The 11,418-nt window shown below is 69.3% G+C and carries 13 protein-coding genes; 3 read left to right on the top strand and 10 right to left on the bottom strand.

All coding sequences use genetic code 11. The annotated features are described in order from the left end of the window. Nucleotides 1-184: 184 nt before the first annotated feature. From CHC08_RS41720 to CHC08_RS41700, 6 genes are all read right to left on the bottom strand, one after another. Nucleotides 185-535 carry a PRC-barrel domain-containing protein gene (locus CHC08_RS41720; RefSeq protein WP_089212917.1) on the bottom strand — a complete coding sequence of 117 codons (351 nt, stop codon included), beginning with the start codon at nucleotides 533-535 and terminating at the stop codon, nucleotides 185-187. Beyond that, complete coding sequence (locus tag CHC08_RS50160) at nucleotides 532-696, bottom strand: hypothetical protein (RefSeq protein ID WP_179282518.1); 165 nt, start codon at nucleotides 694-696, stop codon at nucleotides 532-534. Before CHC08_RS50160 ends, CHC08_RS41720 begins: the two co-directional genes overlap by 4 nt. Before the next feature lie 255 nt (nucleotides 697-951). Next, nucleotides 952-1,659: a VIT1/CCC1 transporter family protein gene (locus tag CHC08_RS41715; RefSeq protein WP_245878897.1), complete on the bottom strand. Its 708-nt coding sequence runs from the start codon at nucleotides 1,657-1,659 to the stop codon at nucleotides 952-954. A gap of 3 nt (nucleotides 1,660-1,662) precedes the next feature. Beyond that, nucleotides 1,663-1,872 carry a hypothetical protein gene (locus tag CHC08_RS41710; protein WP_089212916.1) on the bottom strand — a complete coding sequence of 70 codons (210 nt, stop codon included), beginning with the start codon at nucleotides 1,870-1,872 and terminating at the stop codon, nucleotides 1,663-1,665. Continuing rightward, nucleotides 1,869-2,651, bottom strand: coding sequence for a COG4280 domain-containing protein (locus CHC08_RS41705; protein ID WP_089212915.1), 783 nt, complete (start codon nucleotides 2,649-2,651; stop codon nucleotides 1,869-1,871). The genes CHC08_RS41710 and CHC08_RS41705 overlap by 4 nt, the downstream gene beginning before the upstream one ends. A 141-nt stretch (nucleotides 2,652-2,792) precedes the next feature. Beyond that, nucleotides 2,793-4,001 carry a metal-dependent hydrolase family protein gene (locus CHC08_RS41700; RefSeq protein ID WP_089212914.1) on the bottom strand — a complete coding sequence of 403 codons (1,209 nt, stop codon included), beginning with the start codon at nucleotides 3,999-4,001 and terminating at the stop codon, nucleotides 2,793-2,795. A 347-nt stretch (nucleotides 4,002-4,348) separates the two neighbouring features. Between CHC08_RS41700 and CHC08_RS41695 the strand changes: the two genes are divergently transcribed. After that, nucleotides 4,349-5,587 (top strand): MFS transporter, encoded by a 1,239-nt coding sequence (locus CHC08_RS41695; protein WP_179282517.1) that lies wholly within the window; start codon nucleotides 4,349-4,351, stop codon nucleotides 5,585-5,587. Nucleotides 5,588-5,627: 40 nt separating this feature from the next. Here CHC08_RS41695 and CHC08_RS41690 read toward each other — a convergent pair whose 3' ends face one another. From CHC08_RS41690 to CHC08_RS41680, 4 genes are read right to left on the bottom strand one after another with little or no spacing between them, the layout of a single operon-like run. Continuing rightward, the gene (locus CHC08_RS41690; protein WP_218825741.1) at nucleotides 5,628-6,293 is read right to left on the bottom strand and encodes a Chromate resistance protein ChrB; all 666 of its coding nucleotides are present in this window, start codon (nucleotides 6,291-6,293) and stop codon (nucleotides 5,628-5,630) included. A gap of 30 nt (nucleotides 6,294-6,323) precedes the next feature. After that, the gene (locus CHC08_RS41685) at nucleotides 6,324-7,808 is read right to left on the bottom strand and encodes an amidohydrolase family protein (protein WP_245878896.1); all 1,485 of its coding nucleotides are present in this window, start codon (nucleotides 7,806-7,808) and stop codon (nucleotides 6,324-6,326) included. After that, nucleotides 7,805-8,029 (bottom strand): hypothetical protein, encoded by a 225-nt coding sequence (locus tag CHC08_RS48955; RefSeq protein WP_143653581.1) that lies wholly within the window; start codon nucleotides 8,027-8,029, stop codon nucleotides 7,805-7,807. Before CHC08_RS48955 ends, CHC08_RS41685 begins: the two co-directional genes overlap by 4 nt. Further along, the gene (locus CHC08_RS41680; RefSeq protein WP_089212912.1) at nucleotides 8,026-9,132 is read right to left on the bottom strand and encodes a threonine synthase; all 1,107 of its coding nucleotides are present in this window, start codon (nucleotides 9,130-9,132) and stop codon (nucleotides 8,026-8,028) included. The genes CHC08_RS48955 and CHC08_RS41680 overlap by 4 nt, the downstream gene beginning before the upstream one ends. Before the next feature lie 53 nt (nucleotides 9,133-9,185). Between CHC08_RS41680 and CHC08_RS41675 the strand changes: the two genes are divergently transcribed. Then, complete coding sequence (locus tag CHC08_RS41675) at nucleotides 9,186-9,941, top strand: Type 1 glutamine amidotransferase-like domain-containing protein (protein ID WP_089212911.1); 756 nt, start codon at nucleotides 9,186-9,188, stop codon at nucleotides 9,939-9,941. Beyond that, entirely contained in the window at nucleotides 9,942-11,297 is a 1,356-nt protein-coding gene (locus tag CHC08_RS41670) for a serine hydrolase (RefSeq protein ID WP_089212910.1), read from the top strand. Nucleotides 11,298-11,418: the final 121 nt, after the last annotated feature.

Raw genomic sequence — 11,418 nt, 5'->3', positions numbered from 1 at the left:
GGCACTGGCTCGCGGGCCGGCTCGACGGTGGCGAGCGATCAGCGTTCCAAGGCGTCTTTGAGCTTCGCTGCGGGTTGGTCGACGTTGTTCGTGACCTGGTCACCGCGGCTTCAGTCCGTAGACGCCGGCTGCCGTGACGCGGCCGGCGGGCTTCTTTGCGCACCTTTTAACCACTGATTGATGACTACAGAGCGCCGGGGCCGTAGTAGCCGCCGAGCTTGCTGCGGTAGTCGGGCTCCTTGTAGGTCGCCTCGTCGAACTCGGGAGCGTTCTTGATCTCTTCCTTGGTACGGGAGATGTAGACCTTGCGCTCCTGGGGGTCGATCCGGGTCACCGTACCGGCGGGCAGCACGACCTTCTTGCCGAAAATCCAGAAACCCGTGTCGACGACGACGTAGCTGTCGCCCACGGCGTTGCTCTCCTCGTCCACCGAGCCGATTTTGCCGTCGGTGGCCTCAACGTCGAACCCGACCAGATCCAGTGCCTGGTTGCCGATACGGGCCTCGGGACGGTAGTTCCACAGATTCTCAGTCATGGCTGCTCTTTTCTCTTCAGCGATAGTGGGACACTCATGTCTCTACCCAGCGCAATCGCCGTAAACAAACGTGGGAAGGCCAAGAGCGCAAACGGCGGCCACCGCTCCAAAATCACCTTGGGATCAACACCGAGAGAAAAGGTTCCGGCCAGCTCGCCCATGTCCAGGATCCCCGTGGAGGCAGGCCAAGTCGCGGCCGGCCCTGCGGGGTGGGCGATGGCCGGCCGGCAAAGCCCGTACGCCGGTGGAGTCGCAGAAGGTCGCATCGGCGACGTCCATGACGGTGCCGGCGCGGCCTCAGTACCGACCGCCTGCCGATCTTCTCGGTCCATGGCCCGGTGTGTCCGATGGTTCCGGGCATACGAGCGGGGCGCCGCATCCTCCGGAGGATGCGGCGCCCCGCTCGTATGCCGGGTTCAGGAGATCGCGGCTCCCATCAGAGCGCCGATGCCGTAGGTCACGGCGGCCGCCGCCGCGCCGAGCCCGAGCTGGCGGGCACCGCCGAACAGCGGTGACCGCCTGGTGAGCCGGGCCACCAGCGCGCCCGTCCCGAACAGGGCGAGCCCGGTCAGCCCGGTCGACACGGCGACCGAGGGGAGGCCCAGCAGGAACGGCAGCACGGGGATCAGCGCCCCGATCGCGAACGCCAGGAACGACGATCCGGCGGCCACCCAGGGCGAGGGCAGGTCGTCGGGATCCACTCCCAGCTCCTCGCGGGCATGCACCCGCCAGGCGACCTCCGGGTCTCTGTGGAGTTGCCCGGCCACCTGGTCGGCCAGCTCCGGCGTCAGCCCCCGCGACTCGTAGACCAGGGCGAGTTCGCGCTTCTCGGCCTCCGGGTTGCGGGAGATCTCTCCGCGCTCGACGTCGATCTCGGCCAGGGTGAGCTCTCGCTGGGAGGCGACGGAGGTGTACTCCCCCGTCGCCATCGAGAAGGCGCCCGCGGCGAGCCCGGCCAGCCCGGCGACGGCGACCGCGGGGGCAGAGGCCCCGCTGCCCACCACACCCGCCAGCAACGCGGCGTTGGACACCAGCCCGTCCATCACTCCGAAGACGGCCGGCCGCAGCCAGCCTCCCGTGACGTCGCGATGGTGGGTGTGCAGCTCGGCGGCCTGCGTGGACAACGCCTACCTCCTGACGTCGACGACGAGGCTGACCACGAAGGACACGAGCAGGAGCACGCCGCCCACCACCGCCACGGCGCCGAGGGGCGCCAGGCCGGCCAGGGTGACGCCGAGCGTGACGGCGAGGGAAAGGACCACCGCCGCCGCGATCTTCCAGTCGTCGCCGATGATGAAGTCGTACCAGAACATGCCGAAGCCCTTCAGGAATCTCATCGGGCCACGACCTCCCTCCGCTTGTTCTTGATGCCGGGCAGAATCCGCACCATCACCTGGCTGACGACCACCCACGCCGCGAGCAGCCCGAGGATGGCCCAGTCGGCGCCCGGCCAGTGCAGGCTCTCGCCGTCGGCGGTGAACACGCCCAGTCCCTCGACGGCCCAGTACGCGCCGAACGACGCCAGCAGCAGGCCCACGCCGTATTTGAGAGTGTTCTCGGGCACCATCGCGAGAGGCTTGTGCAGGATCAGGCCGACGATCAGCACCAGAAGGCCCGCGACCACCGCGCCGCCGATGGCGGCGGTCATGTTGTCCGCGCTCAGGCCGAACGTGATCACGATGAACACGATCTCGACGCCTTCGAGGAACACTCCCTTGAACGACACCACGAAGGCGAAGGTGTCGATGCCGAAGCGGCTGTTCGCCACCGCCTGGCGTGCGGCGGCGGTCTGTGCCGCGAACTCCTCCTCCTCATCGTGCAGGGCCTTCAACCTCGACGACCGCAGCACCGCCTTGCGCAGCCACTGCAGTCCGAAGATCAGCAACAGCGTGCCGACCACGAGTTGCAGCAGGGACTCGGGCATCCACGTCCTGAGCGCGTATCCCGCGGCGAAGGTGAACGCCACCAGCGCCACCACGGCCGCGAGCACGCCCGCCATGGCGGAACGCCAGCCCCGGGTGACGCCCATTGCCAGCACGATGGTCAACGCCTCGACGAACTCCACGATCGAGGCCACGAATACCGAGGCCACCAGGCCCCATGTCGCACCGGTCACCGGCGACTCCTTAAAAGTAACATCTGTTTATTTGTATCAGATGTTTCATCAGATGCTTCGGTCCTGTCAATGGACGGTCTGGCGATGCCCGCGGGCCGTGCCCCGCCATGCGGTCGAGGTCATGGGAGAGCGCGCCGATCGTCATCGGGGCGAGTGCACCCGCCCTCCCTTCATGACAAAGGCGACCGAGCGCAACGCTTCGATGTCGATGAGCGGGTCGCCGTCCACGGCCACCAGGTCGGCCCACCTGCCCGGTGTGAGGCTGCCCGTCCGATCCTCGACACCGATCACCGTGGCCGCGTTCACGGTCAGCGCGCGCAGCGCCTCGACGGGCGGCAGGCCGCCGCCGACCAGGGAGATCGGCTCGTCGGCGTTGGCGCCGTGCGCGCGCAGCGGCGTGCCGAGGTAGTCGGACCCGGTGGCGATCAGCACGCCTGCCTCGTACGCCCGGAGCAGGGACGGCCCCATGGCGGCGATGGCCTCGCGCTGCTTGCGCAGGCGCCACTCGGGCAGCCCGTGGCCTCCGTCGACCGTCCGCTGGAAGAAGGTCCGCAGGTCGAACGTCGGCACGTAGAAGGTGCCCCGGGCGACCATCTCGGCGACGCACTCCTCGTCGAGGTAGTAGCCGTGCTCGATGGAGTCGACGCCGGCGAGCACCGCGGTCAGCACGCCCGACCTGCCCTGTGCGTGGGAGGCGACCCTGCGGCCCAGCCGGTGCGCCTCGTCGACGATGGCGGCGATCTCCTCGGCGGTGAAGTGCGCGTCGTTGGGATGGTCACGTTCGGAGGACACCCCGCCCGTGGTGCAGATCTTGATGAAGTCGGCGCCGGCCCGGACCGCCTCCCGTACGGCCTGCCTACACGCCCACGGACCGTCGGCGATCAGCGAGTCGGGCTGTGCGCGGGCCAGGTCCAGCGGCAGGTGGTGCGCGTCCGCGTGGCCGCCGGTCTGGCAGATCACCGGCCCCGCGGCGTAGATTCTCGGGCCGGGGATCGTGCCTTCGGCGACGAGGTCGCGAAGGTTGAGCGCGATGGCGCTGCCGCAGTCGCGGACCGTGGTGAACCCGGCCGTCAGCAGGGCCTCGCAGTCCTGGGCGGCGCGCACGGCCAGGATCTCCCTGGGAGGCAGGTGACGCCCCTCGGCATAGGAACGCAGCCCGGTCAGGTGCATGTGCACGTCGAGAAAGCCGGGCAGGAGCGTCCGGTCGCCGAGGTCGATCACCTCGTCGCCGAGCAGTCCCGGGCCGACCTCGGTGATCACGTCGCCGCGCACCGCGACGTCGACGTCTTTCAGGATCACCCCCTCGGTCACGTCGAAGAGTCTGGCCGCCCGTACCACCGTGGTTTTCATGATCACTCACCATCTGCTCGACAGGGGGAATGGGAGGTCGGCGCCTTCTCCCGGTGACCGGGGAGGCTGCCAGTGGATCTTGTGGTCGGAGAGGGACCGGTCGACCGATCCACGTCCTCAGGGCATCGCGCCCAAGTTTCCGACAGAAGAACTGATTTCGAACTTCTGTTAAAGGTAACAGAGAGGCTAATGTAACACTTGCACTTATCTAGAAGCATCTCTCGCCGGAGGCGGCAGTGGAGACCGAACCCCCTATCACTGGACGCCGCGGCCTACGTGGGCTCCTGAGTGACCTCAACCCCCGCAACATCGAAGGCCCCCGGCTCCCGCTGACCGTGTTCTGCCTGGTGGCACTGTTGGCAGGCTGGGACGACACCGCGCTTCAACTCGCGCTCCCCGAGATCAAAGAGGATTTCGGGCTCTCGGTCACGATGCTGGGCGTCATCGGCACGATCACGTTGATCGTGACCAACGCCGCGGGACTCCCGCTCGGATACTTGACCGACCGGGTCCCCAAACGCGTACGACTCGTCCAGTTCGGCCAGGTGGCGGCCAACCTGGGAGACGTCGTCCAGGCGCTGGCCCCCAACGTGGGCCTGCTCATCGTGGGCCGGACGCTCGGCGGGGTGAGCAGGCTGCCGAACGACGTGGCCCAGGTCCCGCTGCTGTCCGACTACTACCTTCCGTCCTCACGCGGGCGGGTCATCGCGCTGCTGCGGATGGCCGGCGGCATCGGCAGCCTCCTGGCCGCGCCGATCGCCGGCTACACGGTCACGGTGTACGGCTGGCGCACGGCCACGTTGATGCTGGCCGTCATGGCGACCACCGTCGCCTGCCTGACCTTCCTGCTGCGCGAACCCCGCCGCGGGGCGACCGACCGGGCCGCGGCCGGGCGGTCCGAAGCAGCCGATGGGACCGTCGCAGTCGAGCGGCCCGACACGGAGGAAAGGCCGCCGCCGCGGTTCTGGGAGGGAATCCGGGTCGGCTGGTCCATCAGGACCCTGCGGATCCTGGCCATCAGCAGCTTCGTGTATTCGATCATAACCGGGCTGGTCGGCATGGTCGCGTCCCTGATGGCGAAGCAGGATCTCTTCCTCGATCCGTTCCAGCGCTCGCTGGTGCTGGAGGGACAGATGGTTCTCGGGCTACTGGTGGTCCCGTTCGCCGGTGTGCTGGCCGACCGCTTCATGAAACGGCGCCCCGCTCTCCTGGCCGCCGTCCAGGGCGTGTGCACCCTCGGCATCGGCTGCCTGGTCCTGGCCCTGGGACTGTTCCCCTCGGTCCCGGTCTACATCGCGGTCAACCTGCTGTTCTCGATGATCGCCGGCGTTCAGGTGCCGTCCTTCATCATCCTCATCACCCAGGTGCTCCCCGCCCGGCATCGAGGCATCGGCCTGCAGCTCACCGCGCCCTTCCAGCTCGCCGGCGGGGTGCTGAGTCCCGCCCTGCTGGCGCTGACCGACGGCATGCCGTTGCGCTACACCCTGATCAGCCTCGTCCCGGTGGTCGTCGTCGCCGGCCTCATCCAGTTCACCGCCATGCGCTCGGTCGCCGGGGACGTCCGTGCGTCCATGGAGATGGCGTGAGCCGGGGTCATCCGTGCCGCCGGGACACCGCGTGAGAGGGTCAGGCCTCCTCGTCGGCTCTGCCGGTGCCCGAGGTCCGTTCGTAGACGTCGTTCTCGAAGTCTTCGAGGAGGGTCTCGCAGGTCGCCAGCCACCGCTCGCACTCGGCCCTGCCGGCGCCGCCGAACCAGTCACGATCCACGACCTTGCCGAACCATCGGTGGATCTTCTCCAGATCCTGCCTGATCTCCTCGGCCTCCTCGAAGGTGTAGTTGTCGCGGAAGCGCTCGAACTCGATCTCCTTGACGAACTTGGTCTGGCACTCCTCGATGATCTCTTCGTACTCCTTGCCCGCCATCTCCCTGAAGCTCTGGATGAGCGTGGCGTCCTGCTCCTCGTCGCCGAGGGGCACCTGGAAGAAGTAGGAGGTGCCGTCCAGCGAATGGATGCGCTGCCTGATCTGCAGCAGGTCCTCGCCGACCGTGCCGACGTCGGGCAGGACGCAGACGGCCTGCTGCAGGTAGAGGGCACCCAGGCGTTTGAGCTCCCGCCAGACGGAGACACGCACGCGGGAGGGCTCACTGGGGACCTTGTAGGTGAGCAGCAGCCACGTGCTGGGCAGTCGCGATTCGGCTGGCGCCACGGCCGGGCGCGACTGCTTCTTCCTGGTGCCGCTCTTCTCGGCAGGAGCCTTCTTCTGCGATGGCCGGCGAGCCGTCGGGCTCATAAACACTCCTTCGACCGGGAGTGCTCAACTCTATCGCCAGCACCTGATCGCACGGCCGGGCAGCGCGTCGAGGATCGGTTCGCCGTCACGCACCACGTGCCGTCCACCGACCAGCACGTGGGCGTACCCCGTCGACGGCCTGGTGCCGGCCGCGTAGGTGGCCTGGTCGCTGACCTCCTCCGGAGAGAAGACGACCAGGTCGGCGTCGCAACCGGCCTGGATCCTGCCCTTGCGTCGCATGGCCGGCACCGACTCCTCCAGCACCCGGGCCGGCAGCAGGCTGCACCGCCGCACCGCCTCCGGCAGCGAGAGCGCGCCGGTCTCGCGGACGTGGCGGCGCAGGACCTTGGAGAAGGTGCCGGCCGTACGGGGGTGAGTGACGGCACCCGGCGGCAGCGGCCAGGCCATCGGGTCCGGCGGCTCGCCTCCCGCCCACGTCAGCGGCATGGCGTCGGAGCCGACCACGGTGTCCTGGCTGAGCAGGGCGCGGTCCATGAGGGCCCGGTCGGCCGGGACGTCCTCGTTGAGGAAGTGGATGATCGCCAGGCCGCCCGGATCCGTGGCGCGCAGCTCACGCAGCCGTGCGGCGTCGGCCACCCGCTCCCCGGTCGGCGCGTAGGTGATCGAGCTCGGCCCGATGCCCATGGCGTGCAGCGACTCGGGGGCGAGGAAGGCGGCACCGATACCCGTCATGCCCGCGCCGTACGGGTAGGCCTCGGTCGTGACCCTGGCGCCCTCGGCGCGGACCTTGTCGACCAGCGTCAACACCCGGTCCACCTGGCGCAGGGACGTGCTGTTGATGTGGCAGTAGTGCATGTGTGCCCCGGTGGCCGCGGCCGCCCGCACCACCTCCTCGGCGCCGTCGATCGGGATGTCGGGAACCTGGTCGATCAGGCTCCGGGCATGGGTGTAGGTGGGCACACCCGCCTCGGCGGCGAGCCCGGCCACCGACAGATACTCCTCGGGGGCGACACGCGGGGCGTAGCCGATGAGCAGGCCGATCCCCAGAGCGCCGGCGGAGAGATCGTGACGGATCAGCTCGAACAGCGCGTCGAGCCGGCGCGGAGACGCCTCGCGCTGCCAGGCGGGGTTGCCAAGGTTGCGCAGCCCGGCGTCGAGGCCGCCCCCTGGCGGGAGATCGCCGACGGCGGTCATCCTGGCCTGTGCCCAGGAGGCGGAGAACCCGTAGTTGAGCGGGCGGCCCTGGGCGGCGGCCACGTCGTAGGCCTCGGAGACCGGGAAGACCCCCGCCTCCAGGTCGAGGACCGTTGTCACGCCGTCGAGTGCCTGAAGACGGTGGCCGGCGATGGTGTGTGAGTGGCTGTGCAGGTCGATCCAGCCGGGGGCGAGGACGAGCCCGGCGACGTCGAACGTCCGGCGGCCTTCGAGCGCGTCCGGCGACACCGCCGTGATGGTCCCGCCGGTCACGCCGACGTTCGCGACCGCGTCATGGCCGGTCTCCGGGTCGAGCACCCTGGCTCCCGCCAGCACCAGATCATGGGTCATGGTTGTCATGGCGCCACCATATGGACGGCATCGACGCGTGCTTTCGTCCGTGACGACAAAAACGAGCGGGGCTTCTCGTCCGTCCGGCCCATCCCGGCTGCGTCTTTCACCGGGGCGCCCTTCACGGGGACGCCTTTCACCGGGAGACCCTCTGCGGGGATGCCTTTCACCGGCACGTCTTTCACCGGCACGTCTTTCACAAGGGGGCCTTTCACGAAGGGGCCTTTCACAGGGATGCCTTGAGGCCGGAACCGCAGAGCGGCGCCACGATCGGTCCGCCGATGACCAGGGACGAGCCCTCCGCGCGCAGCCGCCGCACGGCCGCGTAGGAGACGGAGCCCGTCGGCTCGACCCACAGGCCCCGGGCGGCGAGCGCGGCGTGCGCCTCGGCGATCTCGTCCTCGCCGACCGTGACGAAGGCGCCGTGGCTGTCCTCGACGGCTACGAGGATCCTCGATCCCCTGGCCGGATCGGCGATGGCGATGCCCTCGGCGAGGGTATGGCCGGGCCGTACCGGTTCGGGCTCGTCGCGCCCCGCCGTCCAGGCCTCGGCCAGCGGGGCGCAGAGCTCGGACTGGACGGCGACGATGCGCGGGATGCGGTCGATCAGCCCTGCGGCACGCAGCTCGGCGAAGCCACGATGGGCGCCCAGCACGAGCGTGCCGTTCCCCGCGGGCAGCACCAGCGTCGCGGGTACGGCGCCGCCGAGCTGCTCGAAGATCTCCAGCGCGTAGGTCTTGGTGCCCTCGTGGAAGTAGGGGTTGTACACATGGCTGGCGTAGAAGGCGCCGCTCTCCTCCACGCGGGCGGCGGCGGCCGCCGCGGTGTCCTCGCGCGAGCCCTCGACCACGGTGACCCGGGCGCCGTGCCCCCTGATCTGCTGCAGCTTCTTCTCGCTGGTCCCGGCGGGGACGAAGATCTCCGCCGCGACGCCGGCGCGGGCCGCGTAGGCGGCCACCGCGGTCCCGGCGTTGCCGCTGCTGTCGGCGACCAGCCGGCTCGCGTTGAGCGCCCTGGCCAGCGCCACCAGCACAACCGCGCCCCTGTCCTTGAAGGAACCGGTAGGGGAGGCGAACTCCACCTTCAGGTACAGTTCGCGGTCCTCTCTGACCAGCGGGGTGTCGCCCTCGCCGAGGGTGACGTCGCGCCAGGGCAGATCGCCGGCGTCCAGGTAGCGCCACATCGACCGGACATCCGTACGCGGCGGCCACCGTACGGCGCCGAGCGGCAGGTCGAGCAGGCCTCCGCAGTCGCAGCGCCAGCGGTCGGCCGTCGGGGCGTAGGAGCTTCCGCAACGGCATTCGTAGGGAACGATCACGAGGCCCTCTTTCATCAAAGTAACATCTGCTACATTGAAACACATAGTTCACATTAAGGAGTAACGGCATGCCAGGCCCCATCGCCCTCATCGGGCAGAACGACATCGACACCCGAGCAGAACTCGACCGTCATCTGCTCGAACGGTCCGGTGGGAACGAGGTGCTCCTCATTCCCACGGCCACCGTGGAGTGGCCCCGGGCCCGCGCCACCGAGCTTCTGAACCAACGCGTCGGCTTCTACGAGGAGAAGCTCGGGACCAAGGTCACCGTGCCGGAGGTGTTCAGCCGGGAGGACGCCCACGACCCGGCGCACATTCAGGCCGTCGAGAAGGCGAACTACATCTTCCTGACCGGCGGGCGGCCCAAACCGCTGGCCGAGATCCTGCGCGGCACCCCGCTCTGGCGGGCGATCCTGGACAGGTGGCAGGCGGGCGCCGTGCTGGCCGGTGAGTCCGCCGGCGCCGTGGTGCTCACCGAATATGTGATCGACTCAGAGGGGGTGGGCAAGGGCGGCAAGGGACCGGTCGTCCCCGATCCCTACTGGTACACCTACGAGGCGACGGGTCTCGGCCTGCTGCCGGGCATGCGGGTGCTGCCCCACAGCGACACCGCCAAGGGCCAGTGGATGCTGACCTCCATGCTCGCCGCGACCTCCATCCACGTTCCGATCCTCGCCGTGCCCGAGAACGCCGGCGTCGTCCGGGGGCCCGACGGCGACTGGATCACCGTCGGCGCGCCGGGGGTCGTCGTCTTCCACAAGGGCGCCCATCACTCACTCGACGCCCTCGCCGCCGTCGAGCCGAACCCCGAGGCGGGGATCTGAATGGCCGGCCTCGACAGCCTGCGCGAACGCCTTGAGACGCTGCTCGCCGTACGCGCTCCCGAGCTCGGGGTGCCCGGCGCCACGGTGGGCGTCTACCAGGCGGGCGCGGAGTTCCACCTCTGCCACGGCGTCACCTCCACCGAGAACCCGCTGCCCGTCACCCCCGACACCCTCTTCTCGATCGGCTCGGTGACCAAGACCTACACGGCCACCGCCCTCGTACGGCTGGCCGGGCTCGGCAAGGTGGAACTGGACGCCCCCGTCACCCGCTACGTCCCCGAGCTGGCGCTCAAGGAAACCAAGATCACCGTGCTCCAGTTGCTCAACCACACCGCCGGGTTCGACGGCGGCGACGGCGCGGGCGGTCCCTCCAGGGACGACAGCGCGCTGGCGGCCTTCGTGGACAGGATGGCGCGGCTGGAGCAGGTCTTCTCACCCGGCAGGGTCGTCTCCTACAACAACGCCGCGTTCTGCCTGGCCGGGCGGGTCATCGAGAAGGTGACGGGCAAGACCTACGAGGCGGCGGTCAAGGAGCTGGTGTTCGACCACGCGGGGCTGCGCAACAGCTTCTTCGACGTCGCCGACGTGATCACCCGCAGGTTCGCGGTCGGGCACGGCAACAAGGGCGCGGACGACGGGTCCACCGCGGTCATCCACTCCTGGCACATGGAGCGTGACCGGGCGGCCGCGGGAGGTGTCTTCTGCGACATCAGGGACCTGCTCGCCTACGGCAGGCACCACCTCGACGACGAGGAACTCGCGTTGATGCGGCTGCCCTCCACCGACCTGCCCTACGACGACACGCGAATGGGCCTGTCCTGGACCCTGCGCGACCTCGGCGGGGTCCGGGTCGTCCAGCACGCGGGAGGCACCGTCTGCGGGGCTGCGGTCCTGCAGCTCGTTCCCGAGCACGACTTCGTGGTCGCCGTGACCGTCAACGCCATCGGCACGGGGTCGGGCACCCTGATACGGGAGATCGAGGAGGCGATCCTCGAGGACCACCTCGGCCTGGTGCCCGCGAAGCCGAAGCCGGTGAGCCTGACGGCGGAGAAACTGGCCGAGTACGCGGGTACCTACGACCGCGGCGACGGCCACCTGCTCGTGGTGCGCCCCGACGGCGATCGCCTGGAGGTCCTCAGGGAGTACTCCGAAGAGATCATCGCCCGCTACCGGGCGCGCATGCCCGATCTGGTCGTTCCCGTCCAGAAACCTCTCACGCTCATCCCGCTCGCGGGCGACGCCTTCTTCCAGGCCGACCGCTCCGGACGCCGGCCCGACGGCACGTTCGTCCGGCTGGCCGACGGCAAGGTCGCGGGAGTGCGCTGGTCGCACCGGGTGGCCCGGCGCGTCACCTAGAAACGCGTGGGGCCCTCGGATTCCTCCGAGGGCCCCACCGCCACGGGATCCGGTCACGGACCCGGATCGAAGGCTCAGGTCACAGAGCCGGATCGAAGGCTCACGATCACGGAGCCGGGTC

This window comes from Streptosporangium subroseum (assembly GCF_900188345.1).
GTDB lineage: Bacteria > Actinomycetota > Actinomycetes > Streptosporangiales > Streptosporangiaceae > Streptosporangium > Streptosporangium subroseum.
This window is presented reverse-complemented; position numbering and strand designations above follow the sequence as displayed.